Origin of the sequence: Paenibacillus sp. UMB4589-SE434 (assembly GCF_030226685.1) — a bacterium.
Classification (GTDB): domain Bacteria; phylum Bacillota; class Bacilli; order Paenibacillales; family Paenibacillaceae; genus Paenibacillus_B.
Map to the genome: position 1 here is coordinate 1,426,099 of NZ_JASOYK010000001.1, position 26,898 is coordinate 1,452,996.

At 41.4% G+C, this 26,898-nt stretch carries 23 protein-coding genes and 1 CRISPR repeat array; of the genes, 6 read left to right on the forward strand and 17 right to left on the reverse strand.

Annotated features, from left to right (window positions below):
- Positions 1 to 88: 88 nt before the first annotated feature.
- From QP775_RS05700 to QP775_RS05710, 3 genes are all read right to left on the reverse strand, one after another.
- Positions 89 to 1,090: a sensor histidine kinase gene (locus QP775_RS05700; RefSeq protein ID WP_285104354.1), complete on the reverse strand. Its 1,002-nt coding sequence runs from the start codon at positions 1,088 to 1,090 to the stop codon at positions 89 to 91.
- A complete protein-coding gene (locus tag QP775_RS05705; RefSeq protein WP_285104356.1) occupies positions 1,091 to 1,774 on the reverse strand; it encodes a response regulator transcription factor in 684 nt (227 codons plus the stop codon).
- 396 nt (positions 1,775 to 2,170) lie between these two features.
- Positions 2,171 to 3,073, reverse strand: coding sequence for an ArsR/SmtB family transcription factor (locus tag QP775_RS05710; protein WP_285104358.1), 903 nt, complete (start codon positions 3,071 to 3,073; stop codon positions 2,171 to 2,173).
- 211 nt (positions 3,074 to 3,284) lie between these two features.
- Here QP775_RS05710 and QP775_RS05715 point away from each other — a divergent pair, with 211 nt between their 5' ends.
- Positions 3,285 to 5,033, forward strand: coding sequence for a glycoside hydrolase family 2 protein (locus tag QP775_RS05715; protein WP_285104361.1), 1,749 nt, complete (start codon positions 3,285 to 3,287; stop codon positions 5,031 to 5,033).
- Between the two features lie 73 nt (positions 5,034 to 5,106).
- On the opposite strand, the gene QP775_RS05720 is transcribed toward QP775_RS05715, so the two are convergent.
- The 3 genes from QP775_RS05720 to QP775_RS05730 all read right to left on the reverse strand — a co-directional run bounded on the left by QP775_RS05720 (position 5,107) and on the right by QP775_RS05730 (position 7,557).
- Positions 5,107 to 6,132 (reverse strand): YdcF family protein, encoded by a 1,026-nt coding sequence (locus QP775_RS05720; RefSeq protein WP_285104363.1) that lies wholly within the window; start codon positions 6,130 to 6,132, stop codon positions 5,107 to 5,109.
- A gap of 56 nt (positions 6,133 to 6,188) precedes the next feature.
- Entirely contained in the window at positions 6,189 to 6,317 is a 129-nt protein-coding gene (locus QP775_RS05725; RefSeq protein WP_275444555.1) for a hypothetical protein, read from the reverse strand.
- A gap of 112 nt (positions 6,318 to 6,429) precedes the next feature.
- Positions 6,430 to 7,557 (reverse strand): NAD(P)/FAD-dependent oxidoreductase, encoded by a 1,128-nt coding sequence (locus tag QP775_RS05730; protein WP_285104367.1) that lies wholly within the window; start codon positions 7,555 to 7,557, stop codon positions 6,430 to 6,432.
- 593 nt (positions 7,558 to 8,150) lie between these two features.
- Between QP775_RS05730 and QP775_RS05735 the strand changes: the two genes are divergently transcribed.
- A complete protein-coding gene (locus QP775_RS05735) occupies positions 8,151 to 9,491 on the forward strand; it encodes a lytic polysaccharide monooxygenase (RefSeq protein ID WP_483311991.1) in 1,341 nt (446 codons plus the stop codon).
- Positions 9,492 to 9,589: 98 nt separating this feature from the next.
- Here the strand turns inward: QP775_RS05735 and QP775_RS05740 are convergent, their stop codons facing one another.
- Together QP775_RS05740 and QP775_RS05745 are read right to left on the reverse strand one after the other, a co-directional pair.
- Positions 9,590 to 10,480, reverse strand: a complete 891-nt coding sequence (locus QP775_RS05740) for a GNAT family N-acetyltransferase (RefSeq protein ID WP_285104369.1) — start codon at positions 10,478 to 10,480, stop codon at positions 9,590 to 9,592.
- Positions 10,481 to 10,641: 161 nt separating this feature from the next.
- Complete coding sequence (locus QP775_RS05745) at positions 10,642 to 11,160, reverse strand: hypothetical protein (RefSeq protein WP_285104370.1); 519 nt, start codon at positions 11,158 to 11,160, stop codon at positions 10,642 to 10,644.
- A gap of 486 nt (positions 11,161 to 11,646) precedes the next feature.
- Positions 11,647 to 12,091: a CRISPR direct-repeat array (repeat unit 32 nt; unit sequence GTCGCACTCTACATGAGTGCGTGGATAGAAAC).
- A 186-nt stretch (positions 12,092 to 12,277) separates the two neighbouring features.
- Between QP775_RS05745 and QP775_RS05750 the strand changes: the two genes are divergently transcribed.
- Complete coding sequence (locus tag QP775_RS05750; protein WP_285104372.1) at positions 12,278 to 12,439, forward strand: hypothetical protein; 162 nt, start codon at positions 12,278 to 12,280, stop codon at positions 12,437 to 12,439.
- Positions 12,440 to 12,965: 526 nt separating this feature from the next.
- Here QP775_RS05750 and hpaB read toward each other — a convergent pair.
- The 7 genes from hpaB to QP775_RS05785 form a co-directional block, all read right to left on the reverse strand.
- Entirely contained in the window at positions 12,966 to 14,417 is a 1,452-nt protein-coding gene (hpaB, locus tag QP775_RS05755) for a 4-hydroxyphenylacetate 3-monooxygenase, oxygenase component (RefSeq protein ID WP_285104374.1), read from the reverse strand.
- 539 nt (positions 14,418 to 14,956) lie between these two features.
- Complete coding sequence (locus QP775_RS05760; RefSeq protein WP_239327930.1) at positions 14,957 to 16,420, reverse strand: HAMP domain-containing sensor histidine kinase; 1,464 nt, start codon at positions 16,418 to 16,420, stop codon at positions 14,957 to 14,959.
- On the reverse strand, positions 16,396 to 17,097 hold the full coding sequence (locus QP775_RS05765; protein ID WP_239327931.1) for a response regulator transcription factor: 702 nt from the start codon (positions 17,095 to 17,097) through the stop codon (positions 16,396 to 16,398). Before QP775_RS05765 ends, QP775_RS05760 begins: the two co-directional genes overlap by 25 nt.
- A 21-nt stretch (positions 17,098 to 17,118) precedes the next feature.
- Positions 17,119 to 18,417, reverse strand: coding sequence for a hypothetical protein (locus QP775_RS05770; protein WP_239328671.1), 1,299 nt, complete (start codon positions 18,415 to 18,417; stop codon positions 17,119 to 17,121).
- A gap of 329 nt (positions 18,418 to 18,746) precedes the next feature.
- Positions 18,747 to 19,364, reverse strand: coding sequence for a DUF3298 and DUF4163 domain-containing protein (locus tag QP775_RS05775; RefSeq protein ID WP_239327932.1), 618 nt, complete (start codon positions 19,362 to 19,364; stop codon positions 18,747 to 18,749).
- Positions 19,365 to 19,568: 204 nt separating this feature from the next.
- Positions 19,569 to 20,300, reverse strand: a complete 732-nt coding sequence (locus QP775_RS05780; protein ID WP_239327933.1) for a phosphonate ABC transporter ATP-binding protein — start codon at positions 20,298 to 20,300, stop codon at positions 19,569 to 19,571.
- A 248-nt stretch (positions 20,301 to 20,548) separates the two neighbouring features.
- Positions 20,549 to 21,727, reverse strand: a complete 1,179-nt coding sequence (locus QP775_RS05785; protein ID WP_285104379.1) for an MFS transporter — start codon at positions 21,725 to 21,727, stop codon at positions 20,549 to 20,551.
- A gap of 428 nt (positions 21,728 to 22,155) precedes the next feature.
- Here QP775_RS05785 and QP775_RS05790 point away from each other — a divergent pair, with 428 nt between their 5' ends.
- Positions 22,156 to 22,809, forward strand: a complete 654-nt coding sequence (locus QP775_RS05790) for a beta/gamma crystallin family protein (protein ID WP_285104381.1) — start codon at positions 22,156 to 22,158, stop codon at positions 22,807 to 22,809.
- A gap of 341 nt (positions 22,810 to 23,150) precedes the next feature.
- Here QP775_RS05790 and QP775_RS05795 read toward each other — a convergent pair whose 3' ends face one another.
- Entirely contained in the window at positions 23,151 to 23,492 is a 342-nt protein-coding gene (locus QP775_RS05795) for a hypothetical protein (RefSeq protein ID WP_285104383.1), read from the reverse strand.
- Between the two features lie 653 nt (positions 23,493 to 24,145).
- Positions 24,146 to 24,406 (reverse strand): DUF6794 domain-containing protein, encoded by a 261-nt coding sequence (locus QP775_RS05800; protein WP_239327937.1) that lies wholly within the window; start codon positions 24,404 to 24,406, stop codon positions 24,146 to 24,148.
- 686 nt (positions 24,407 to 25,092) lie between these two features.
- Here QP775_RS05800 and QP775_RS05805 point away from each other — a divergent pair.
- The gene (locus QP775_RS05805) at positions 25,093 to 26,007 is read left to right on the forward strand and encodes an ArsR/SmtB family transcription factor (protein ID WP_285104386.1); all 915 of its coding nucleotides are present in this window, start codon (positions 25,093 to 25,095) and stop codon (positions 26,005 to 26,007) included.
- A gap of 88 nt (positions 26,008 to 26,095) precedes the next feature.
- Positions 26,096 to 26,872, forward strand: coding sequence for an HAD family hydrolase (locus QP775_RS05810; protein ID WP_285104388.1), 777 nt, complete (start codon positions 26,096 to 26,098; stop codon positions 26,870 to 26,872).
- Positions 26,873 to 26,898 lie beyond the last annotated feature (26 nt).

A 26,898-nucleotide genomic window follows, 5' to 3' on the forward strand; every position in this document is an offset into this window, starting at 1 on the left:
ACCTCCATAGCATCGCTGATGGATATCATTTTATCTGTCCAACATGACTTTCAAGTGACTTGGAAAGTGACGATTTAGTCACTTACGGTTAGATCACTTGTTTATAAAATTTAATTCGAAACTCCGTGCCATCTACGCTGCTGCTCCTTACATCAATCACTCCGTTCTGATTGGCCACAATGCTGTGCGCCATTGCAAGACCGATGCCGATGCTCCCCTCAGCAGCATGCTTCCCTTTATAAAACCGTTTAAAAATGTAGGGCAAATCTGCTTTTGGAATGCCTTTTCCGTTGTCAGCAATGATGATTTCAGTAAATAACGCGTTCTCGGTAAAAGAAATGGAAATTGCTCCGCCCTCTTGGGTATGTTCGACACCGTTCTTCAAAATGTTGATGACCGCTTCAACAGTCCAATTAAAATCCCCTATAAAAGAGACGCCGTCATCTCCTTTGATCGATACCGTCTGTTCCTTAATATCCATCGGAATCAAGACAGGGTCTAACGCCTTCCGGATAAGCTCTTTTACTAGTATTCGATCTCTTTTGAATGGAATTGTTTTGGCATCGATCTTCGATAGCTTCAACAGCGACGACACAAGCCAATCAATTCGTTCCAGTTGTATCCGAATGTTGTGAGTGAATTCCATTCTTTTGGCTGGTGGCAGGTCAGATCCGCTTAACAATTCCGCCATAACCGTCATGGAGGTAAGCGGCGTTTTGAGCTGATGCGAAATATCAGAAATGGCGTCCGTCAGTTGCATTTTGTCTCGCTTTAGAAGCGAACGCTGTTCAGATAACATAAGCGTCACTTTATAAATATCATTCTTTAAGATGCTAAGCTCGCCTTCTTGATTATCGCGAACGTCAAGTTTGTCATTACCGCTGCTAATTTCGCGTAAATAGACGGATAGCTTCTCAAGTTCGCGGTATCTCCAGCTTGTAAATATATAGCAACTTCCCATAAGCAAAAGTGACAGGATAACAACGAGCACCACCGCAGCAGGTGATATATAAACAGCGGTAACGAGTGCCGTTAAGCTGATCAAGCTCATGACGAGCAGTAATAGTTGAATTTCTCGATTACGCAGCATCTAGTCACCGACCTTATATCCGAGACCACGGACCGTTTTGATCAAGGTTGGGCTCTGCGGATCATCCTCCAGCTTTTCCCGCAGCCTTTTGATATAAACGGTTAACGTATTGTCGTTTACGAAATCGCCTGCCACATCCCAGATTTGTTCTAAAAGCTGATTCCTCGTGAGAACTTGACCAATATGGTTGCCGAAGATCAACAGCAAGCGGTACTCTAGTGCCGTCAACAGAATTTCAGCTCCGTTTTTAGACACCGTTCCCTCCATAGTGTTAATGTGTACATTGCCGATATCCATGATTGTTTTCGCCTGAGATGGCTTTTGGTATCTCCGCAAGACAGACTTGATTCGAGAGAGAAGCTCACGAATTCGAAAAGGCTTCGTAATATAATCATCAGCCCCCATATCCAGTCCCATCACGACATTGACTTCATCGTCGATAGCTGTTAAGAAAATAACCGGAATATCTCTTCGCTCCTTTACCAGCTTGCACAGCTCATATCCGCTCCCATCCGGAAGCGATAAATCAAACAAGCATAATGTAATCTGCTCGATGCCTTCGGAGAGCTCCTTTTGAGCTGATGCGACATCATGGCACAGGATCGTAGAAAAGCCATCTTGCTGCAGCGAATATTCCAGACCGGTTGCGATTGTTTTATCGTCCTCAACGACTAATATCTTCATAAATTAGATCATTCCTACTCTTTAATGAGATTCATTCTTTTTAAGTTAGTGTCATTATTATACTCCATCATTTTCTGTACTGCTCTTAAGTAATCTTATTGCATGAGATGTAATCATCTTTTTTCTGGATTGTTCTTGCCTCTGTTAAAAAAACAATATCCCTACGTTTAGAAAGTAGTAAACCAGAACTATCAGGAAAACTGAAAGTAACCCCTTAATAACCGGCATTCCATCTATGCAAATGGCCGACAGCATCTCATTCGAGTTGCTGTCGGCCATTGTTTCGCTTCTTCTCAGAACTCGCTATTCAGTCGGGTCACTTCAATCATCTCATCACTTTTGCGTTAAAACGCCCTCACGATTGGAAGGTCACAGCTGCTTTTCATTAATTAACGATTAATAATACATATTCACCACGATGTCCTGGTCGTAATTACCATATCCCGCGCCAAATAGTGTTACTCCTCCGCAATTGTCCGCTGTTGTTGGCGATGCTATTCGTAGTCTTACCTCTTTGTTAAATTCAATGCCAAGCATGTGTACCGACACATCCGAAATCCGAACCCCGTCCATGTAAGTACCCTCTTCCATAACAGCGATCGTCTTGAGCAGGCCATGCTGCGTGCCGTGATTCCACCAGTCCGGTGTGTATAAGCCACGTTTGTTACCAAAATCGCCTGGTGACGTCCACATACCAACTTCGACTCCATTGATAAAGAAACTAATATCCGATGGCCACAGCTCATTGAATCCAGGCGCCTCCGAACATATTTCAAATGAAATTTCTAACCGTTTGAGCTCCTGATTGCTCAGCAAAAAATTTGGAAGACAATACTCGACCCATCCGCTGCCAAACCATAGAAGATTCGCCTGCACATGTTCTGGATCGGCAAAATAACGAGGATCATCAACCATACCAATCATTTTAGATGCCGAAGCAAGACCACATGTCGCATTCACATCGAAATTGGTGTAGTGACCAACTGGTATCGAGGCCACGTAGCTTTTTTTAGGCTGCGCCTGCCTTGATCTGAATTGCAAATGAATACAATCCAATTTGAGAAAACATAGCTTCTGCATGCCTCGCTTGCCAACAGTACTTTCGCACGCTATGATCCCCGCACGCTCCATCTTCTGAATATGCTTCGTGATAATCGCAGAAGAAACGGCAAGCGCCTCGGCTAACTCTCCAATATTCATGGGTCTATCGTTTAACATTTCAATGATTCTAACCCGAGTAGCCGACGATAAGCACTCAAGAAACGACATGTTATCAATGCTTACTTCAATGGATTGCATGATGTTCCTCCCATTTCCTCATTTCTTACATCTATTATATAACTTTTAAGTTAACCAATCTACAAAATTTGTATCCATGCTATACATTCTATTTAATTAGGGGCGAGAATCACATTGACAGATGATGAATACGCCACTATTATGATGGTGTATCGTTATAATACGTTAATTAATTAACTTTTTAGTTAAGTATAAAACAAGGAGGATTCTTATGCCTACAAACAAGTTACCCCGTCCTGAATATCCAAGACCACAATTTATACGTGAACAGTGGATAAATTTGAATGGAGATTGGCAGTTCGAGATGGATCATGGATGCAGTGGGAAGGCACGCGGTTTACAAAAGGATGACGTCACATTAAACCAGTCGATCGTTGTGCCTTTCTGTCCAGAAAGCAGCCTATCCGGCATTGGCAATACCGACTTTATGAATGCCGTCTGGTACAAACGCAGCTTCGCAACGCCTGAAGCGTGGTCCAACGGCAGAACACTGCTTCATTTCGGAGCTGTTGATTACAAAGCAGAGGTGTGGATTAACGAGAAACTTGTCGGGTCACACCGTGGGGGCTACTCATCGTTTTCGTTCGATATCACGCACGCCTTGAAGCATGGTGACAATACCATAACGGTATATGCTGAGGATCATATTAGATCTGGTCTCCAGCCGCGCGGCAAGCAATCTGGCGAGTATCATTCCCATGGTTGTGATTATACGAGAACAACTGGCATTTGGCAGACGGTATGGCTCGAATATGTACCCCAGACCTATATCTCATCCTTCCGCATAACGCCAGACCCTGAGAACGCATGCATACATTTGGAAGCAAAAATAAACGGCGCTGTGAAGGGGCTTCAACTTACTTGCGATGCTTCCTTCGAGGACAAGTCAATGGGTTCAGCATCTGTGAACATCGGAAGCTCATTGGCAAAGTTGACACTTTCATTAACAGATGTTCACCTATGGCAAGTAGGTTCGCCCAACCTGTACGATTTGAATTTAAGTCTCGTTTGCGATGGTTCAATCATCGATTCCGCCATCTCCTATTTTGGTCTACGTTCTATCCATCTCGATGGAATGGCTGTCCGAATTAATGGCAAATCGGTGTTTCAGCGGCTTGTCCTTGACCAAGGGTTCTATCCGGAGGGTATTTATACCGCTCCAAGCGATGATGATCTAAAGCGCGACATCGAAATATCGATTGGACTTGGCTTCAACGGTGCAAGACTTCATGAGAAGATGTTCGAACCCCGTTTCCTATATTGGGCTGACAAGCTAGGCTACCTAGTATGGGGTGAGCATGCTAACTGGGGATTGGATATTTCTACTCCGCAAGGACTCTTGCGATTTTTGCCGGAGTGGATAGAAGGCGTTGAACGTGACTTTAATCATCCGAGCTTGATCGGCTGGTGTCCTTTCAATGAAACATGGGATTCAGGTAATGGTGCACGTCAAGATAATGAAGTATTGCGGATTGTATACGAAACGACCAAAGCACTTGATCCGACTCGGCCTGTAATTGATACGAGCGGTAATTTCCATGTTGTGACCGATATATATGATGTGCACGACTACGATCAAAATGTAGATACGTTCCGTGCTCGTTATGCACCTATGGCTGAAGACGGCGAAGTGTACAACACTTACCCGGATCGCCAAACTTACGGAGGACAGCCTTATTTCGTCAGCGAATATGGCGGCATCTGGTGGAATCCGAGCCAACTGGATCAGAAATCCTGGGGGTATGGAGACCGACCGCAGAGTGAAGAGGAATTTATTGCGCGTTACGCTGGCCTCACGACAACTTTGCTCGATAATCCAAAGATGTTCGGCTTCTGCTACACACAGCTGTATGACGTGGAACAGGAAGTCAATGGTTTATACACTTACGATAGAACAGCTAAATTTGATCCGAAGATTATTCGCGCGATTAATACGAAAAAAGCAGCAATCGAGGATTAGATACAAGCTTTTCAACCAAAGAATAATAAAGGATGGGCTATATGCGACAAGCACAATAACCCATCCTTACTTTCTACTTGGTGATATATAATATCGTCATACCAATTAGTGATAAACCTAGTACTATTCCGACTACGGTACCATGACGCTTTTTATTCATGACTACAACGGCAATATATTCGCGAATCATCGCGTTCGGCCAATAGTACAGAGCCGTCTTAGCCCCGATGCCTTGACTGGACAATCCTGCTGCTCGCGCAAACAATCCAGAACGGAACAAATGAAAATTATTAGTTGCGAAAATACTGTTGTATCTATCTTCATACATAGTGTCCATGATCTTCTTGGAGAACACCATATTCTCAAAAGTATTCGTCGAACGATTCTCTTGTATCGTATGTTCGATCGGGATCCCCTTGTCCACTGCATAAGCTTGCATCGCTTCAGCTTCCGACACAAGCTCATCTGACCCTTTTCCACCAGATAAAATGAGGGTAGGCGGTGTTGTCACTGCTTCCTGCCTACGGTAAAATTCAATCGCTTTATCAATTCGATTTGCGAGTAGTGGAGGGACCTTGTCGCCCATTAACCCGCTTCCAAGCACAATAATGAAGTTTTGATTTAATTTCGGCTTGTTGAACTGATACAAGAAATACGCGGATAAAAAGCTAAATAAATTTACAAGAAAATAGAGTAGTATGAACATGACCCCGGAATAAAACAGCTGTATTTCCTGTGGCAAGTATCGAACTGGCTTCATAAATGAGAACGTAATAAAGATCAAAATACAAATCCCCAATAATAACGTGAGATAATTCGAAAATTTTCTTCCTTCTTTACGAATCAATATTTTGGCATTGAGCAGAAGTGCAATTACTAATGCATATCCCCCAAAGGTTAACATGAGTCCAAACAGAATAATTGGAACGATCGCAAGTATCATAAGAAAAGGATTACCGGATAAGAAAGCTGCAGAAATGCCTAACAATCCAGTCGAGCAAATAAGAATATTAAATAAAAAGCCATTAATCGTTCTTCTCGGATCTCTTAGGTAGAACCAAAGGAAAAGAACAAGCAATACGATCGGAACCAACCACATTATTGCATACATACTATGTTGAACACTCCATCCAGACCATTATTTCTAGGCAGTCGTTAATCAATAAAATTGATCGCCTCTTCTACAAGTACAAAATCTGTCCGATTTGCTTTGCCAATCACAAGGCCATCATAATAACAAGCCATACCATCGTTCTTAGCAGCGTTACTCCATACTGCCCTCAATACATGGCAAAGCAAATTTCTCTATTAGTGGATGGCGAGAAACGAATCATTCTTACGTTAGGAAGTTAGCGGCGCTTCTTTTTGCATGCTGAATCGAATTGAACCTAATTGATCAACTTTCATCCATTGCCTTTCGAATATCGTAATCATCAAGATCGATATCCAATTTCATTTCGAGTGCCAATTTTGCAAGTTGGCAGCCTAGAAATGGGCCTACTGTCAATCCGGATGATCCCAGCCCATTTGCTGTGATAAGCCCCTCCCAACCTGGGACAGCGCCGATCACCGGAAGAAAACCAGGTGTGAATGGGCGGAATCCGACTCTTATCTCCTGCACGGTGCTATTAACTAACTGAGGTGCTACTGTTAGCCCTTTATTCAGAATTTCCTGTATCCCCCCTGCTGTGACTCTCGTATCATAGCCTTCTACCTCATTTTCATGAGTTGCGCCGATCACGATCTTTTGATGATCAAAAGCAAGCAAATACTGATCCGATGGCGGTATAATTAAGGGCCAAGTACCCGTGTCTTGTGGATCGGGAACCTGTAAATGCATAATTTGTGCTTTTTGATAACTAACCTGAAAGGGAATACCCAGAGGCTGAAACAGTGAATTTGCCCATGCCCCCGCACAAACAATGACATGATCAGATGAAAAGCTTTTTGTTCCCACACTTACTCCGGTCACTCGGTTAGACACATATTGAAGCGAGGCATCCCCGTTTATACGGATTGCTCCGTTTCTTTGTGCGGACCGCAGCAGCGCATCGCGCAGTGCACGACCGTCCACTCGTGCAGCACCGCTAATATGTACGGAGTGATAACCTTCTGCTAGCAGCGGAAATCGTTCTCGAGTTTCTTCTTCATCAAGCAAGGTAATCTCACCAATTTCCGGTGCATCAGCTTTTCGTACATGTGCTCGTTCCTCTATCTTGCTGAGCTTCTCCGTATCATTATGAATACACAGAGCTCCAACTTGGGCATAGCCTGTCTCTGTTTCTCCCTCGCTGCTTAGTTCTTGAATCAACTTAGGATAAAAATGTGCCCCTGCCTTTGCCAACTTGTACCAAACTTGATTACGTCGCTGTGATAGCCATGGACAGATTATTCCGGCAGCAGCGTCCGTAGCCTGTCCATTATCATTGCGGTCAACTATCAGGACGTCCATCCCCATTTTGGCTAAATGGTATGCAGTCGATACTCCAAGAATCCCTGCTCCCACTATGATGACTTTCTTCATGATGACATTCCTTTCTGAACTCATTGTGTGTCCATTATAACGAAATTCGCATAAAAACATACTATGACCTATGTATTTTACAGGTTTGTCGAACGTAATCCCATCTTAATTCTATAAAATTTACAATCAAACATGTTCAAAACTAGTTGCTACTGAAAACGTATAATGATATATTTTATTGCATAGTAATATTTGGGTTATTGATATAATACTTTCACACGAATCACTTTTATCTACACAAATGTATCCGTTTACACGCGATCTTACCTAATAATCAACGATTAAGCAGCATAGCTATATTCGTTGCAAGTTCAACTTGATTACGATAGTCCTCCAGATAACTACCCTATGATATGAATTACATCTGCATGATACCGCTTCTTGTGCTCTAGATTACACCGCTGACAATTCGACAATTCCATTCATACATTTCTTCATTAGTAGTCTGATCAAGCGATTCATTTGGTCTTGATAGATACTGTTATAAGCTCCTATACGAGTTTATATATACATTTATCTTACACAGGAGGTGTTATCAGAACAGAACTAAATAAGGGATTACCAATAAAATGAATGAAGTGGAGGAATTTATGATGTTTAATGTATGTTTATCCGATGCAAAAAGGCTAAAATTTCTGATTACTGGCGGTACCATGCTCGCACTTCTTTTTGTGATGTCCCTTACACTCGCGGATACAGCTTCTGCCCACGGTAACGTGACCAACAGCCGTGCAGGTCTTTGTGCAGATGGCGTTAATAAGAACTGTGGACTGATTATTTATGAACCATATAGTTTGGAAGCACTTAAGGGATTCCCCGCCGGCGGCCCTGCTGATGGGAAGATTGCTAGTGCAAATGGTGCATTTGCGCCACTTGACCAACAATCAGCAACCCGCTGGTCCAAAGTTAATATTAGCTCAGGACCTACTACATTTAATTGGAAGATTAAAGTCCCACACGCAACAGCGAGCTGGAAATATTACATTACAAAACAAAACTGGAATCCTGACGCCCCCCTTACTCGTGACTCGTTCGATTTAACACCATTTTGCAATGTACCATACAACGGTAAAATGCCTGGCAACACATACTCCGACACGTGTAACGTTCCGAGCCGGACTGGGTACCAAGTTATTCTTGCAGTTTGGGAAATTTCGGATACCTTAAATGCTTTCTATAACGTAATTGATGTTAATTTTGGGGGAGACGTCGACAATGTAGCTCCTACTGCCCCAACAGGAGCGGCAGTATCCAATATTGGGTCGACAAGCGCAACCATCTCATGGAGCGCTTCCACGGACAACGTTGGCGTAACTGGCTACCGGATCTTTAGTGGCTCCAACCAAATCGGAGCAACAACAGGACCGTTAACTTCAAACTTGACTGGTCTGACTTCCAATACCTTGTATACCATTACGGTAAAAGCGGTCGATGCTGCAGGTAATCTATCCGCAGCAAGCAATACGGTAAGCTTCACAACACTTCCTGTGACTGGACCGGATACAGCAGCGCCTACAGCGCCAAACAGTCTTCATGTCATGGGAAGCTCAACTTCTACAACGGTACCATTAATGTGGAATGCTTCCACAGATAATGTTGGTGTAACGGGATACCAAATATTTAAAGGCACGACGTTGATAGCAACAGTCTCTGGATCAACAGTCGAATACCTTGTAACTGGTTTGACGGCAAACACGCTTTATACTTTCTCCGTTAAAGCGATCGATGCTGCTGGCAACGTATCACCTGCAAGCAATGTCCTGAACGTTACTACACCGCCCGCTCCAACTACATATCCAGCTTGGAGCGCAGCGGCAGTGTACGTAGCTGGAAATAAAGTTACACATAATGGCGTAAATTACGAAGCAAAATGGTGGACACAAGGTGAAACACCAGGCACCTCAGGAGCTGACGTGTGGAAAGTAATCTCTTAGGTCCTGTGTGTCATCCATAACTGTAATAGGGCTGACAGCATCGCATTGAGATGCTGTCGGCCCTTTTTACGCACTTGATTCCTATTCCAACTGCTTCCTTATGAATGTGAAGTGAGTGGCATGAAGAAGTGTTTTTCCCCTATTTCAAAAAACGGACGAATAAACAAAGTATCTTCCGCCTCTGTTATGAACGCTTTATGCAGGAGTTCATAATCATAATCAGGTGTAAAATAAAAATGAATGCTCTCTATATCCGCAGTAACAATGTAAGGTAACAATTTGTTGTACTCCACTTTTTGTTTGCTGATGATATCATAAATATGAAGCTGCCTATCCTCTTCCCTAATAAGGACGATAACATCCATCTCTTTAATATAATAAATCGAATCGTGAAAGGCGACGATAAAATAAAACATTAATAAATGCTCATTATTCTTCACACCCATTATTGAAGATACAGGTATTCTTTCAGCGGCAAACTGCTCCATCATTCGGAAATCGTCTGTATTGTTTATCTCTAACCTACGCATCGTATGTGTTGTTGCAGGTTGTAGTGCCAGTTCTGACATGTTCAGCGAGAAACTACTTTCTTGCACACTAACAAACCCAAATCTAGGATAAAAGTCTAGCACCGATTCATTGGCAAATAAGTAGATAAAATCATAATCTTGTTCATATTTCTCAATAATATGGTTTAGCAATTTTCCTGATAATCCTTGATTGCGGTAATCAGGGTGTGTCATCACTGTACCCACTTGTATAGCGTTATACTCTTTACCATTTAATACAAATGTCATTTTGTTTATGGAAGCATTTGCAATTATTTTATCTCCATCAAGGTATGAGTAGCATATATAATTGTCGGTCCAGCACCCTTTTTCATACCATTTTTTGAAGTCGAGCTCAAATACGATTTGTGCTAATTCATTAAAGCTTTCCTTATATCTATTGATGTCCTTGTAATCACTGATAAGTTGATAATTAGTCATATGGTTATATAATCCTTTCTTTATGTAGTTTCTTAAAATTACCACACCTGAGAATCAAATGTAATACAAATTAAACCTTTCATCAAGCTTCAAGCTGCTGCTCAAATTTATTCCCCGCCAAATTGGCTGCTTATTGCAATCTATTACTCTGCCATACGATTTTAAGGTGATGCAGCGGTTATACTAGAATATAATACGTTTTCTTGAAAATCCAACCCTCGAATAACGGGCGAATGCAATAGGTCTGTAACAGTAAAAAAGATTCTACGATCGTCATTCATCGTTAGGATGATAATGCTGCTCTGGTCAATAGAGTCTATTGCAACCTTACTAATGCTTGCATCCTGTATCTCACCTGTAATTACGGAGTACATTCGATTTCTAGAAAAGTTCCAATTCATCTTTTGCTGTGTTGGCTGGGGGATAATGATTGAAGATAGGATTTTATTTTCATAAAGAGTAAAGGCATAAATATTATTTGATTGACGTTTGTGGCAGAAAACCAACGTATGTGCATTTATTTCGGCTACTTTCAAGCTGTCTTCCACACAGTTTTGATCATAGTTCAGGACAATTCTAGCAGTGGAGTTTTGAGGGTGAATAGTAAACATCAAAGTTAAAACGAGGACGGATATACATATAACATATAATGGAACGGTGCTGTTATTTATCTTAATCATTTGGAATCTCCTTTTTGAATTTTACTTTCATTTTTAGTACATATATTCTAAAAGCTAAATATGTAGTATCGTAATTGTTGATTATCCTATCCTATAACAGTATCACTGGAGGGATATCTATTCACGCGACTGTATGCTGAAGAAGTTGCAGGCATAAATCTTATGATTAGTAATCGCTTAGCACGGAAAAAGTGTTTTGGTGTGAATCTTAAGTGTACCCAGAGATTACTTTTTGGAATTGTATTCTACTATTTAATAAGCGATAATTATAATAAGTGAATTATGTATCTAATATCAGTTTGTTATGGTGCGAATGTGAGGTGCACATGAAATCCCCGGGAGATCCGCACCAAATATTTTCTATTTTGTACCATTTATAATAGATTTCACAAGTCTCTGGTTGATCTAATTAAATGTTTTGTTCTTTATTTTGATGTTTTCACTCATATTTATTGTAATTTTGGATTTTAATGATCAAATTTCGCAGTCGCACTCTACATGAGTGCGTGGATAGAAACAACGGGAACCATGATGGACTTAGTAACGAGCCCGAACGTCGCACTCTACATGAGTGCGTGGATAGAAACACCAAAGTAAGGGGGTGAGGTAAAAATATGGCTGATGGTCGCACTCTACATGAGTGCGTGGATAGAAACACAAAATGAGGCTAACTCAGCTACTCAGCAAAACAATGTCGCACTCTACATGAGTGCGTGGATAGAAACATAAAACGCGCAATCGATGAGTATTGGACGCCGGAGACGTCGCACTCTACATGAGTGCGTGGATAGAAACCAGCCTTATGCTAACCAGCCAGGACAAGAGCCAAAGGTCGCACTCTACATGAGTGCGTGGATAGAAACCTCAAGCTCTCTTTCAACCGCTTGCGGGATTTTCTCGTCGCACTCTACATGAGTGCATGGATAGGAAATGATAGAGCGCTTAACATCTTCATAATCACTCCTATGCACTCTATACGAGTGCAACGATAGAAACATTAACAAGAAAGCCCTCTCATTTACTGACCAAATGGAAATAGCAGACTTCTAGATCAAACAAGGATAAGAGATTAAGCTTGTTTTAATGATGGTAAATCGCCGAAGCTCCAGCTATTATTATGATCAAAACCGAGAAGTTTCGAAGTAAAATGGGAAGTGAGGAACCCTTGCAGCCAGACTATTCCTATCAAAAACGAGGTACACGTATAACGGATGAGCAAATTGAAGAATGTCTTATGGAATTGACTGCAGACGATAAACGATTGCTGCATTACAGGTGAGGATTGCATTTTCGAAATCCAATCACTAATCGATGAGTAATCGTTCCAATGCAGCTTACCATATCGGGCTAAGCTGCAACGTGCTGTGCTGAAGCGTCAATTATTTGGTATACCTCCAGTGCCAGCACGTCGCCTACATCATAAATGAACCGTAGATTTTTTATTATGTCATTGAATCGCCTGTGAAGTGCTTGGAGTTGAGTATGAACCCCCTCATGGAGATTGGTTTTTCGTTTACCACTATTTCCTTAAAAAGGTACATATAAACACTAAAAGAACAAGCTACAGCAAGTGTACTATCTGTAACGTTATTCAGCTCAGTAAGAAGAGCACAAACAGTAGATGTGTGATGAGTATTTTGCGTATACTCGCCTTCCCCCATGCTTGCTTACCCTGCCATAGCCCAAAATAAAAAGAACCGGAATCAACGCGCTCTTAGTTTTCCTATCTAACTTGTTATAGGTATAAACACGTAATATTGCCTGTTTCAGTTTATCTTAATGCCCATATAATTATGATACCTCAGTTATGACAAAAAGGTTTTGATCCGATCCATATACTTGTGCCTGCCACCTTGGTAATCTGTATAGAGACGCTTGTTCACCATAGAGGAATTTCCAAAGAAAAAACGCTCATAGACGGTCTGCCGACCACCAAATGAACTGACACTTAGCTCCCATGCTAATCTGGACAACTGCACATTTTTTTTGGCTGAAATGTCTATGTTCTTCATATATCGATTCAATTGATTGCTCATATCGGTATTAAATTCTTTTTCATCCAGAATCATAATCAAATTACTGGCACCAATTAATTGAACGATTTCAATTAAACGTGGATATATCTTTTGAAAATATACATTCGCAGCCAACAGCGGCTTCTTATTAGGAAGCATAGAGCCCCATTGATCTAGAGCTGCTCCATTCTCTGCCGCAAGCTGAAATGCTTTAAGTGTCTCTAAAGCTACGATTACCTCGGTAACTTTCTCGATAATATGGTCATGACTATCCAATCCAGCAGCTTCAACCATCATTTCTATAGTCCCCAACAAAAACTCCGTTTTGGCAATATTTTTGCACATAATCTGTGTGCCTGCATGGGTATGAAAATGACTTTCTTCCATTAATCGGGACGACATATTTTCATCACCGTACACAAAGACACGGTCCCAAGGAACTGTTACATCATCAAACAGGACAAGCGTATCCATTTCTTCAAATCTAGAACTGAGCGGATAATTATAAGTGGATTCTCCGCCTACAAAGCTCTCCCTGCACACATAACTAACACCTTTAAGATTGCTTGGAACAGCAAAAGCAAATGAATGAGGACTTTCCTCAGCTACTGACAATGAGAATGGCGGAGGAAACACAAAAATCTCGTCCGAAGTTGCTCCTTGTGTATCTAAAAGAAAAGCTCCACGAATTACGATCCCATCTTTATTTTTCTCTACTACTCGAGCGGATTCCGGCTCCTCGAATGTCCGAAGGAAAGTAGAGGCTCTTCCCGCTTTAGGTTGAATGAACACGTGAGAAAGCGTAATATCATTCTCCTTGCAATATTCGTAATACCGCTTCAGGTTAGAAGCATACTCGGGATACTTCTCTTCAAGTACCCCCGCTGCAGCGGAGAAAGCCATAATGGCGGTGTTCATGTAGTCTGGAGAACGTCCCAGAAAGCCGTGATGGACGCTTGCCCATGACTGCATCATCTGCCTGCGCATAACAAGATCTCTTTTGGTTTTGGGCTGTTTGAAGGACAACCCGACCGGATCGCCTGTCAAGGACGAACAATAAATCATTGTTGCTTGCGATTCCTCGGCATGCTGCATGTCATACATAGAAGCTTGTGTAGCCATGAGTCCTTTGAAGGCTTTATGTTCCGAGATAGGTCTCTGTACTCGCTCTCCAGCGATCCAGACATCGGGGAGATTTTGGTTTATCCGCTCTATATACTCGCTGCCGGTCTTTACTGGCATTATAATCGCCTCCTCGCTTCTATGGATACTGTATTCTTAACAGGGCTGATTGGCATAAACGAATACCTAAGCACAGCTTCATTATTGTAAAATACCGCGCACGATTGCATGTACCAAGCTACGCTTTTGTCTTGGCCGGGAACGGTTGTTTCTGCATTGGGCGTCATACTGCTGCTCCTTTCACTTACGAGTCTTGTTTATGTAGTATAGTAATTTCATCATAAGAAGTAGGTGTTTTTCACGGAGTAAAGGATATTTACACAACTTCGAGGAGTGTTACATGAGAAATATCAAGAAACATAAATAAGGCCCTTCCAACTTCTTATTAGGAAGCGAAAGGGCTGATGATTCATGATCTCGTTTAATGCTGGAGTGCTTAATCTATAACCGTAAGTTTTAACCATTCTTCAATACGCTGTTCAGTCGCAAGGCAAATACGAACGAACATATCTCGTAAATCTGCAATCATGTGCGCAACAGTCTCGTCCAAGAAATACGACAATAGAGTACCGACGCCAGCTTGCAGCCTAGCTTAGTTTCTATATGCTTGTCCGATTCATCGCAACAGGCGGCTCATGACGACTCGGCAAGGATACCAGCACGGTTGTGCCTTGTCCTGCCTCACTTAGGATCGTCATCTCGCCACCGTGAACTTTAATAATTTCATCTGTTATGGCCAGACCCAGTCCCGTACCTCCACGATCAGGGTTCACCTGATAAAACTTATCCATCACTTTAGTCAGATGATCTTCACTTATGCCAATACCTTGGTCAATTACACGAACCTCGCATTGTTGATCATTCCACTCCAGCCTGACGGTGATTGTAGAATGCAAAGGTGAAAACTTAATAGCATTATCGATTAAATTAAGAAATACTTGCTTTAATCGATTCGTGTCTCCATACAATTCACATTCTGAGTGGAATGATTCAGAATGTTCCAGTTTAAGTGTAATATCCTTCTGATCAGCTTTCATCTTAACCTGGAACAGCGTCTCTTCCAGCAAAGAATGGAGCTTAACAGGCTGCCAATGAAGCTGAAGACGATCCTGCTGGAGCTTTGAGAAATCAAGCAATTCCTCTACCAGACCAATAAGACGATCTGTCTCCTTCGTAATGATGTTCAGCCCAAGCTTCATTTCTTCCTGGTCGGTCATACTGCCTGACTGTAATGTCTCACTCCAGCCTTTGATACCTGTTAAAGGTGTTCGAAGCTCGTGAGATATAGAAGAGATAAAATCATTTTTTAATTCATTACTGCGTACGATCTCGTGTGCCATAAAATTCAGTGTCTTGGCCAAATCACCAAGCTCATATTTATAGCCTTCTTTCACTTTGATGTCAAATCTCCCTCGTGCCATCTGTGCAGACGCTGCTGTAATTTCATTAATGGGGCTGACAATTGAGTTAGCTAACCCAAAACTTACAATTAACACTAACACCAGCACAGAAATAGATACCACAATGGACAACAATACGATGTTGTTTAACCTGCTGTTTACGGTTTCCATTGATGTTACCAGCCTAAGTATATACTGTATATCGCCTTTTCCCATTAGCGGAGTAGCCAGCGACATGACCGTTTCTCCCGTACCGATCTGCTTGCCAACCCACCTTGTAGTCTTCAGATCTTGCGAGGCGGTAATCACGTCTGATGTCTTGATCACATCACTGATCTGAAATCCACTTGAAGAGATGAGCACATTGCCGTTCTTATCCAATATTTGCACTTCTGCTTTTTCCAGATGAAACAGCTTCAGTAATTCTGGCAGCCAGGTTCGATCATCTTCAGAATACAAAATGCTAACGTATCGTTGATAGTAAGATGATGTCGCAGAAGCGTGGTACTTGAGATGATTGGAGACTGAATCATAATAATAAGTCCGTACTGCCAGCATAAAGATAATTTCCAATATCAACATCGTTAAAAACACAACGATAAAATAGTGCATTACGACAGAACGTCGAATGCCTGGTTTTATGAAGAAACGGTTCCCTTCCATTTGTATCCATGTCCCCAAACTGTTTCAATGTATTTTGGTGATGAGGGCTCGTCTTCTATCTTTTGACGTAAACGCCGAACGTTCACATCCACAATCTTTGGATCACCCATATAATCTTTGCCCCATACATGATCCAATAAAATATCTCTGCTAAGTGTCATTTCTTCCTTTTCCATAAAATATTGGATTAAGGAAAATTCCGTTGGTGTTAAGTCAATGACCTCGTCGTGTTTGAGAAATCGCTTTGCGATCAGATCCAACGTAAATGGTCCTGAATGATAAATCACTTTCTGAGATGCTTGCTGGTACGAATGTACACGCCGCAATAATGACTGAATACGCGCAACAAGCTCTGTTGGACTGAAGGGCTTGCTGACATGATCATCAGCACCGACAGACAAGGCATACACCTTGTCCTGCTCCTGCACTTTGGCAGTCAAGAATATAATGCCGATTCGTTCATTTTGCTCCCGAATGCGCCTACATACTTCGAATCCATCTATCCCAGGCACCATCACATCCAGGAGAGCAATATCAATGGTGGGATCTACTAACAGTTTCTCCAACGCTTCATTACCATTTGAGGCCTCCACAACCTCAAACCCATTTCGTTTCAAGTTAATGACAATAAAGCTGCGAATGGACTCTTCATCTTCCATAATTAATATTTTAGTCATTTCTGGTGACTCCTTTCTACTTTACGGCTTTACTGCTTCCTCGGGTTTGGTCTGTTCTACGGTTGGCAGCTTAGGCGTACCGTCGTTCAGCCGCAGTTGTTCTTTGCTGTATATACCGATGACTTCGTCACCATAAGCAGCTAAATAAGTCCACTTATCTTTGTAACGCTCCCATGTCTCGACACTGAAGAAGCGAACCTCCGCTAATGTTTCATTGGTGTTAAAATCAATAAATCTTAAGTATTCATTAATATTGGACTTTGTATCAATGGATACGCGTCCATACCAGGACACAGGAATCGTAAAATGGAACCGCTCCATATAATCTCTGAACTGCTTCTGGACAAGCCGTAAATCATTTTTTCCATCCCATTGATAATAACTTTGGAAAAATGGGATCTCATACTCTTCATAATAGTCTTCCCAACCCTCAGGACGCTCTGGGATGGGGATCTCAATAATACCATCTGCGTTAATATCCGAACTTAAAATCGTTCGTTTTTTGATTGTCAGATCCTTCGGAAATACTTCTTTTAGCTCTCCAGATTCTGATAAGGTAACCGCTATTGTAAAACTGTAATTAGCACCCGCGTTAGCATCCATAACAATGCCCCGCTTGTCCTTGCTAATATAACCAGACATGACATTCAAGAACCCATTGATCTCATTGTCCATCACTTTTTCCGTCATCTTCTTCAACTTGTCTTCATCGTATTTATACTGACTTAATACCGGTGGCTTCGACTTGTGGTTCGTGACTACATACAACTCGTTCTTCATATTCCGATCAAGATCGTCAATGACATATTGTGCATACGGCTGCTCAAATATTTTAGTTAATTGATTGTTATTAAATGAATAAATAATCATTCCCTTATTGGAATCTGATTCCGGGTAACTGTATCCAATCACCAGGTCCAGCGTATTATCATTGGTCAAGTCCACGATATCGACGCGATCCAGTTTAACGCCTTCTCCATCAAAATCAACCGTCTTGCTCCATGTCTTGCCATCACTTTGTAGAATCATCCCGTGTATTCGAACTTCGCGGTCAGGTGTCTCGTAGAATACGATAGCCTCAGCTTGTCCATCGTTATTCAGATCGGCAATCCGGATCGCACTATTGTCCGACGAATTCGTTGGACGAATAATAGCGCCTCCCTCCGGCAGATGCGAAGTTATGATGCTCATCAGGCTCGCCTGTTCATCAGGCAATCTAGGCACACTTAATAAGGATTTGGGGTCTTGCACCCATTCGCAACCGCTCAGCAGAAAAGTGAACACAACGAGCACTATCCATACGCTGCGTCTTGAGCGCACGCTTCTCAATCTCATCCCTCTTTTCATACCCATTTCTTGTTTACATTGTTCGCAAACAATACTTAATTATACGAGTTATTTGGTGAATTAGTAACGAGAATACATATTCTATATATCTAGTTAGCCTTGTGCTGAACATTTACTTACAACTGAAAGCGCACATTCACTTTTATGTTGCCGAGTTCAGTCTTAGTCATCAGGATTAGAGACCCATACTGCTCCCTGCGCACCTTTCTCATTATAAAAAAAAAATGTCACCAATAGGTGACAAACCCATTACAAAGCAAGTTGCTCTTCCTCGTGAATAGCACAGCGTGACCTGCTTAATATTAGTACCACAATGTATCTATGACACCATTTTCAGCCTTAATATCATTCAGATCATAAATGGAAATCGGAAAATATAAAAAACCATAAACATAAGCAGCCAATTCATACAAACCAAAGAAAAGGACCAGTGCTTTATCGGTCATGTAAAAATCCTGATCCGGTCTAATTTTAGTAAAAGGTTCCAGCGTAGGGATGTCTCTTTGCTTAATCTGTCGACTCACATTGGCGCTTAATAACTCCACATAAGGGGCGCTTGGCTTAAATAAATCAGACAACATATACAGCTTTCCTGTATTAACATCAAATGTCAGGCCACGCTGATAAGTCATGCCATGCGCTGCTCCTTGCGGATATCCGTACACAGTTAACGTTAAGCTGAGCAATCCTCTTTCGTTTAGCTTGATTTCAAAAGACCCCATAACTTCTGTCTGTTCGTTTTCTTCATAACCAGTCATCCGAATGAGCTCAATGACGGTTTGGTGAATCATCTGATTGATCGTCTTGGCTGCGAGCGGGGCTTGGGCATTTAAAATTTGCGGCACATATACTTCTAACTTCGGTTTATTGATCTTGTGAGGTACGATAGGCACAGGAAGCGGATATAACGTCGTAGCCATCTTAACACTCCTTTAGACTATACTAATAAAAGAATATGACAGCAAACGGACATTATTAACAATCCCCATCAATTACATTTGATAAAAATAATATTCATCCTCACGATAACAACGAATGGACACTTCCTCCATAATAAACAAATAACAATCCCACCTTTGAAATGGCTGTTGTTCCTTCCATTTAAACGGGCGGGATTGTTATTTTTATAGTGATAATTTCATCTTTTCACCATGCAGCAGCCTACGGCCGCGAATATCAACTTTAATCTCCCCATCAGCCAGTCCCCAAATTCTCGAACAATATTTCTCTGCTAATTCGACTTGATGAAACACCGCAATGACCGTACATTGCTCACGTTCACACAAATCTTTGAACGTGCTCAGAACTGACTCGGCTGATTTCGGATCTAATCCCAATACAGGTTCATCTGCCAAGATCACCTTCGCGCCATGCACCAATGCTCTTGCTATAGCTACTCGCTGCTTTTCTCCACCGCTGAGATTGGATGTAATCATATGCGCTTTATCGAGCAAGCCGAGTTGTTCAAGCGTATCCATCGCTCCCATATAATCATCGTTCCGGATCATCCCTGTTACCATCCGCCATAACGGTGTTTGATGCGCTCTGCCAATTAACACATTTTTTAACGCTTTTCGGTTAGATGATAGTACTGGATTTTGCTCCAAGTAAGCGCATTCTCGTTTGACTTTACTTTTACCTGATGATCCAAGCTTAAAAATGTCTGTACCATCAATTGTATATTTACCGCTTGTCCAACTCTCCTGCAGCGCCAAGCATTTCAGCAATGTCGACTTTCCGCTTCCGCTAGCACCTACAATACCGATAAACTCTCCATTATGGATATCTGCAAATACGTTACGCAGCACCGTCGTTGAAGGTGGATATTGTTTGTTCAGCCTCTCTATTTTTAACATGACCTTGTCTCCTCCCCAACCCTAATCCATGATCACAAGCTTACACCAATGCCGATTTCTTCCTTTATACGTCAAAATGGATTCCTACTTAAGTCTACCAGCGCCTCTTTATATGTAATTATCTTCACTTAGACGCTATCCTTAAATTATAGAAAAGGTCGCCACTTCGTGCAAGCGTCTTCCAACTCTTGAACAAAGTAACGACCTGAATGAAAGTTTACATTATGATCGTGATAATAACGGAATCATCATGCTGCTTCTCTTACTTTCCCACGGAAACGGAAGCCCATCACCGAGAATAAAATGTACCAGATGCCAAGCAGGTAGAACATACTTCCAATCGAGACATATTGAATACCCAGACCACCGAGATTAGGGCCAATAATACTTCCGATACTGAAATGGATGGATGCTATGACATTGGAAGATGGCAAGTAAGCGCGCGGCAATATATCTGCCGCATATGCCAAACCAAGGGAGAAGAACGATCCCACTAATCCACCCACTAACATAAATAATACGAGAATAGCCCAAGGGTTATCTCCAACTAGTGGGATGAGGAAAAATCCTCCCCCTCCAAGCAAGCCGCAGCTGATTAATACGGCTTTACGATTAACCCGGTCACTCAGCATACCTAATGGCAATTGAAGAATTAGCCCACCTATGCCGAAGAACGGCAGTAAATAGGATATCCAGTGCTGCTCAAGCCCAATGCGGAGCGCATAAATTGGGAAGTTGCTGTTCATTGATGCTTCCATATATCCATACAGAAGCGGCGGCAGCAAAGCGAACCAAGCCCACTGGTATGAGCGGCGGTAGCGCTTCTCCGGGCGTTCTGCGCCATGAACTGCATCTGCTTGCTGGCTAGGAAGCTTCCACCACACGATCAAAATGACAACCAAGAACATACATACGATCGCGATAAATGGAGCAGCATCGCTGATTTTCAACAAATTGATACCTAACGGCCCGAAACTGAAGCCTACTCCATACGCCATGCCGTACAGCGAGATATTCCGGCCGCGACGATTGGCAGGACTTACAGACACTGCCCACAGCTGCGTCGCATAATGCAAGGCGCTGTCTCCCATGCCAACGATAATTCTCAACACAAACCATACGCCTATGCTAGGAAACAATGGGAACAATCCCAACGCCACCGTAACTACGATCATTCCTCCAAGGAGCATCCGCTTGTATCCGACCTTAATTAGGATACGTTCAACTAAGAACATCATGCCAAAAACACCTACATATAAAGCTGTGGCATTTAATCCATTGACATCGGACGGAACCCCCATCCTTTCCAAAAATATCGTCAACAAAGGTAGCAATAAGCCTTGGCTCAGCCCTGTGAACATAACAACTACGATTAAGATAACAAACTGCCACGTAGAGGATGTTGTGGGACGACGAGATGCTAACATTTCATTCCCTCCACTATATCTGTAAATTACACAACAAAAAGCATGGATACGATCTGACCCATGCAATGACAAGCCAACCTTTTAACATTATATGATGAGTGCTTAACAAAGCAACCTTTTGTAGCAAGGTTTCCACCCGTGACTACATACAAAAATCACAAAAAAGTCACAAAAGCATGGGATTAGTAAAGCATCAGCCCTTTTTAATGTTTAATTAAACATATGTCAATTTTATTGCGTATTTAAGTTATATAGTTTAGCAACAAAACAAAATATAAACATAAAAACCGGTATCTATCAATGTAAAAGTTATAATTATACGTAGTATCCCAAATAAATGAACAATTCACATTAATTCTAATTGCCATATTTTGATAAATGCAATAGAGTATATCTGTATTAAAAATTAGCTAATAGGAGGGATTTACATGAAAGGTGTAGTTAAGTTAATAGGAGCTTTTACAACGTTTGTGCTGGTATTTATCACACTAGGGTCAATTCCAGTGTCCGCGGGCATATTCGACCCACCACCTCGACCAGTTGCCTATTTATGCCAGGATGCTGACTATCAGGGTTATTGCATAGATCTAGTTCCAGGTGTTATTTATAGGCTTGATGAGCGTGGCTTCAATGACAAGGCTTCTTCTATCAGATTTGTAAGTGATCGTGCACAAGTTACTGTATTTGAACATCTAGCTTATCTTGGTCGCAGCACCTCTTATAATTTTAGCGATCGAGACCTGAGTGATGAGTATATTGGAAACGATACCGTCTCCTCTATCATTGTTTCAACTTACGACAGTAACGCTGATCTTTTCGGTGTTTACTTGTATGATCATGCTGGAATGAGCGGTGATTGGATTAGATTACTTTCTAGCGCGAACACTATTCAACTCAATGATAAAGTTTCATCGATTCGCATTGTAGGAGCATATGACATAACCATCTATGAGCATGCCGATTTTACTGGAAGAAGCTTAAGTTTCAGGGGCGCAGCCATTTATCCCGGAGTGGAATTAAGCGACTTGGTTCCTTATGGATTTAATGACATTACATCTAGTATAATCATTTCAAAACTCTGAACTCCAAATTCCTCTTGTCTTCCTATCACCTGTAAGACATCACGTCTTAGCCTCCATAATTAATTTATGACTTACCTTCTTCTCTTTTATTTATCGAAATGCAATTCCTCTCTATTCTCTCAAATCTCCTTAGTGACAACATCATATGGAAAATAGTCATTTCTGTCCTGTTCCTTTAGTACTTTTCAAACCGAATAGAATCCAAGCAGCCAGAATCTCACGGACTTGGATTCTATTCCTTCTTAAAGAAACTAATCTACTTTACCAAAATAATCTTTTTTCATTAAATATTCCCCTTTAGATTATTCTGAGATTTCACTATCCCCCAAGAAAGTCAGCTTTTATTCTTGTTTAAGTGCATCTAAAGGCACTAAATAAACCTCCATACTGCTATCCTCTACAAGAGCCAAATTTTCTTTCTCATACTCGTGAAGTAATACAAGTTGCGTATGTGCTGAAAGTCCCTCTATTGATTTTGTTATCGTAACGATCTTCTCTGTTTTATCATCTGGATAATAATTAGAGATTTGAAGCAGCTCAGAATAAATCTCATCTAATTGAAAAGTTAATTCGGTATACCTGTTCCTAAGAACTTCATCAGTTTCTTTCGAAGATAGCTCATTATACTCGTCTGCCAATGTTGCAATTTTCTTTGACACTTCAAATGTATTATTAATATTCATGCTGTCATCTCTCCCAAAAAGATATTATTTAACTATAGGGTTTATAAATTGTCTCCACCTTATTGTTCAGGCTTAGAGGAGCCTCTTCCGTGTTTCAATAAGGGCGCTTGGGTTGGTATACGGACGAAGGGAAAGCCAAGGTGGAATGATTTGAAGCATGTCAAAACGGAACCGGAAACACGCTTTCGTATACGCCTGCCTCAGACTCTTACTGCATTTGAGGTATAATGAGGCCATTTTTCATTTGTAAACATCTCAAGTCTCAGTCCACCACTACATTTATCGTATTTTTATTGACAGCTCATCTAAGAGAAAGTCACCATGTTCAATACGAATCTGTTGTTTTTCGCGGTAATATTTCCAACCCTTATCAATGGCATATGCAATTAAAATAGCACAAGTCCGTGGATGATGCAGGTTTATGAACCAATTACTACCCCAAGAGAAAAACACCTCGAAATAGGATGTCTTTGTATTGGAGGGATAAATCCTAAAACAAACCGATTTATTACTTGGAATTTCATTAATCACACATATAAACATAAATCCATTTAAAATCACTGTTCTCGTCTGCTTTTTGAACTTATTCATCCCCATTCAAAGGTGTGTTTTGACATCATGTTTAGTCGCCTTCTATTTCATAAAACCACTTTTTAAGCACTATCAGTTAACTTTCTATGGATTTCTTTTAATACCATCAATGAAACGTCGTCTCTATGAGTTGGAAAGAATGAATCACCCTCATCAAAAATCACGTCATACTTATTCCGTACATGCATCCCTAAGGTAAAATGTAAATTGATAATTTCGCTGCTATCCAGTTGAACAACAAAATCCCTTGTTTCTTGATCAAGGTCATTTGCAATTATGTATGCTGCTGCCTCTGCAACTGAATTGAATTTCTTTCTAGCCATGAGGAATCTCCCCTATAATCATCGTTTATTAATCGAAAGACCATTTTATAATTTCATCGGTGTTAATACTTTTAAAGAAGGCCATCTCATCCGATTTAATTGATATTGAGAAGTTCTTCCTGTTTAAAGTCCTAGTAACTTTTTCTACTGTACTTTGATAAGTCGTATTACTATCGAAAACTGATACATGCCGATAGAGTGAATCATGCGTTTGGACTGTCACGGTTAACACATAACCAATCCTTTCTTAATTAAAGTAAATAACTACTACAGTAACTTCTGCTTAGCTTGAATTAACCTTCTTTCAAATTTCAAGTTTAGGTAATATATCCCCATGTTTCTCATAAACAATCGGCTTGAATGCATATATTGCATGTGCCAAAACTCTATACCAACTTCAGTTATTCTTTTTTGTTTCTATATATAATACATAATCTATCTTAAGAAATATTTCCATGATATCTCTAACCATTTGATCAATCTCATTGGCATTATTATGACTTACTTCGCTGATCATCTTCAAAAATCTATTCTGACAAACCCTTTCCACTTTATAGCAATAAATTTGATTTTGTAAGAAGAATATCGAGGCATTTCAACATTATAGTAGACAATTGTATGCAATTCAATTCATAATGAATAAGTAATACCGACCATAGAACCCTTATCTAAGGAGGTTCCAACGCATGTCCCTTCATGTTCGTATCGATTGCTCACCGATCTATGAGCTTATTGGCAGTTACATGCTGTACGTGCATCGGAAATGGATTCGTAACGTGGAAGGCGGTCCGAATTGGATTCAACAAGTGGAAGCGCAACTATCGACAGATGCGATTGAACAATCCACCCTGCTTCGAAAATATTCCATGCATGAATTTGATATATTTTTTGCAGCCGCCCTGGAAAGAGAACACCCACACGACATTCCGTTATTTTTGACTCAACTGGGTCGCATGAGCGAAGATGACTGGTCGCGCATCATTCAATTGTACGGTCTGCCTTATGATCAAGCATGTATAGATCGGATTCGCCAGGTTTACATACCCGCCCTCATCCTGTGGTATGATCACTACTTAAGATGGTCTGTGCCATTATGGGAACCAGCATTAATTGCGGATGCGAATGAAAAGCGCCGACTTATGAGCAAAATGAATCCAACAGATCTGATTGAAATTGCCACTAACGGTGTTGTGTTGGATACGGATGGGGAAATTCAAGAGGTCGTGCTTGCACCGATGTGGCACTATCGGCCGATTAACAATACGTGTACGTTTAAGCATTCCACTCTGATGCTGTATTCCATCGATTTGCCCGAAGACACGGCGGATACGCCTCCGCAATCGTTAAAAAGGATGATCTCAGCCCTTGCAGATGATACGAGATTGCGCATATTACGAATGATCGCAGTTAACCCTGTTACATTTGCAGAGTTGTCTGAGCATCTTAATCTAGGCAAAAACGCGGTTCAGCATCATCTAGCTGTGCTGCGTTCAGCCGGCTATATTCGCACCTATTGGAGCGGAAAAGTAGAACAAATCGCTTTAAGGCAAGAAGGTTTGGCGGACTTATCCGTCTTTTTAGAAGATTACGTGCAGCCTTGACGCTTTCGAGTTTATGCAGTTGACTTTATACGCTTTATAAGCTAAGTCATTTCCAATCGAACGTCAAGCAAGCTTGGAGGTGACTGTGATGCCTAACGCATCCAAACATTCAAACCAAACGATACTGTTTGATCTAGACGATACACTTGTATACTGCAACAAATACTTTGACGCTGTAAGTGAACAATTCCTTGATTTAATGACGACCTGGTTTGCAGCTTATCGCGTTAACGCGCAGGATGTGCAGCGTGTTCAATCCGAATTTGACATCACAGAAGTACAGAAAACCGGATTTGTAAGTGAACATTTTCCACAATCACTACAACACACATTAATACATTTCAGCACGCTGACCGGAAGAGAAGTCTCTCCACAAGAGATGGAACTGCTGTGGAAACTCGGCATGAGTGTGTATGAGACTGAAGTAGAGCCGTACCCCGGTATGATTGATACGCTGGACAAGCTGCGTGACGAAGGACACGAGTTGTTCTTATACACTGGTGGAGAAGCTGTCATTCAACAGCGCAAGATTGACCAGATGCAGTTGTCTACCTACTTCGGCGATCGAATTTTTATCCGTCAGCATAAGACAACTGAGGCATTGGAATCCATTGTCGAGCACCTTAGACTAGATCGCTTCAAAACTTGGATGATTGGCAATTCTCTGCGTACAGATGTAATGCCTGCATTAACCAACGGACTTAATGCTATCTATCTGAAGCAAGCTACAGAATGGGCTTATAATTTGGTGGATCTCACAGTCAAACCTCAAGGAGCTTTTGTAACGATTGAGAAGCTGGTGCAAGTACCCCAGGTTATTCTGGATTGGCAATCTGGACAAGGAACACCCAAGTTATCCCTTTAATCTTGCTCATGATTGCAGACATGCAT

What these genes read in the sequence shown, in the direction of transcription:
- QP775_RS05700 (WP_285104354.1), bottom strand. Translation starts at nt 1,090, where the DNA reads ATGCTGCGTAATCGAGAAATTCAACTATTACTGCTCGTCATGAGCTTG.
- hpaB (WP_285104374.1), bottom strand. Translation starts at nt 14,417, where the DNA reads ATGCCAGTAAAGACCGGCAGCGAGTATATAGAGCGGATAAACCAAAAT.
- QP775_RS05730 (WP_285104367.1), bottom strand. Translation starts at nt 7,557, where the DNA reads ATGAAGAAAGTCATCATAGTGGGAGCAGGGATTCTTGGAGTATCGACT.
- QP775_RS05745 (WP_285104370.1), bottom strand. Translation starts at nt 11,160, where the DNA reads ATGATTAAGATAAATAACAGCACCGTTCCATTATATGTTATATGTATA.
- QP775_RS05715 (WP_285104361.1), top strand. Translation starts at nt 3,285, where the DNA reads ATGCCTACAAACAAGTTACCCCGTCCTGAATATCCAAGACCACAATTT.
- QP775_RS05720 (WP_285104363.1), bottom strand. Translation starts at nt 6,132, where the DNA reads ATGTGGTTGGTTCCGATCGTATTGCTTGTTCTTTTCCTTTGGTTCTAC.
- QP775_RS05800 (WP_239327937.1), bottom strand. Translation starts at nt 24,406, where the DNA reads ATGGCTAGAAAGAAATTCAATTCAGTTGCAGAGGCAGCAGCATACATA.
- QP775_RS05785 (WP_285104379.1), bottom strand. Translation starts at nt 21,727, where the DNA reads ATGTTAGCATCTCGTCGTCCCACAACATCCTCTACGTGGCAGTTTGTT.
- QP775_RS05760 (WP_239327930.1), bottom strand. Translation starts at nt 16,420, where the DNA reads ATGGAAGGGAACCGTTTCTTCATAAAACCAGGCATTCGACGTTCTGTC.
- QP775_RS05775 (WP_239327932.1), bottom strand. Translation starts at nt 19,364, where the DNA reads ATGGCTACGACGTTATATCCGCTTCCTGTGCCTATCGTACCTCACAAG.
- QP775_RS05795 (WP_285104383.1), bottom strand. Translation starts at nt 23,492, where the DNA reads ATGAATATTAATAATACATTTGAAGTGTCAAAGAAAATTGCAACATTG.
- QP775_RS05710 (WP_285104358.1), bottom strand. Translation starts at nt 3,073, where the DNA reads ATGCAATCCATTGAAGTAAGCATTGATAACATGTCGTTTCTTGAGTGC.
- QP775_RS05740 (WP_285104369.1), bottom strand. Translation starts at nt 10,480, where the DNA reads ATGACTAATTATCAACTTATCAGTGATTACAAGGACATCAATAGATAT.
- QP775_RS05735 (WP_483311991.1), top strand. Translation starts at nt 8,151, where the DNA reads ATGTTTAATGTATGTTTATCCGATGCAAAAAGGCTAAAATTTCTGATT.
- QP775_RS05805 (WP_285104386.1), top strand. Translation starts at nt 25,093, where the DNA reads ATGTCCCTTCATGTTCGTATCGATTGCTCACCGATCTATGAGCTTATT.
- QP775_RS05780 (WP_239327933.1), bottom strand. Translation starts at nt 20,300, where the DNA reads ATGTTAAAAATAGAGAGGCTGAACAAACAATATCCACCTTCAACGACG.
- QP775_RS05750 (WP_285104372.1), top strand. Translation starts at nt 12,278, where the DNA reads ATGATCAAAACCGAGAAGTTTCGAAGTAAAATGGGAAGTGAGGAACCC.
- QP775_RS05705 (WP_285104356.1), bottom strand. Translation starts at nt 1,774, where the DNA reads ATGAAGATATTAGTCGTTGAGGACGATAAAACAATCGCAACCGGTCTG.
- QP775_RS05790 (WP_285104381.1), top strand. Translation starts at nt 22,156, where the DNA reads ATGAAAGGTGTAGTTAAGTTAATAGGAGCTTTTACAACGTTTGTGCTG.
- QP775_RS05765 (WP_239327931.1), bottom strand. Translation starts at nt 17,097, where the DNA reads ATGACTAAAATATTAATTATGGAAGATGAAGAGTCCATTCGCAGCTTT.
- QP775_RS05810 (WP_285104388.1), top strand. Translation starts at nt 26,096, where the DNA reads ATGCCTAACGCATCCAAACATTCAAACCAAACGATACTGTTTGATCTA.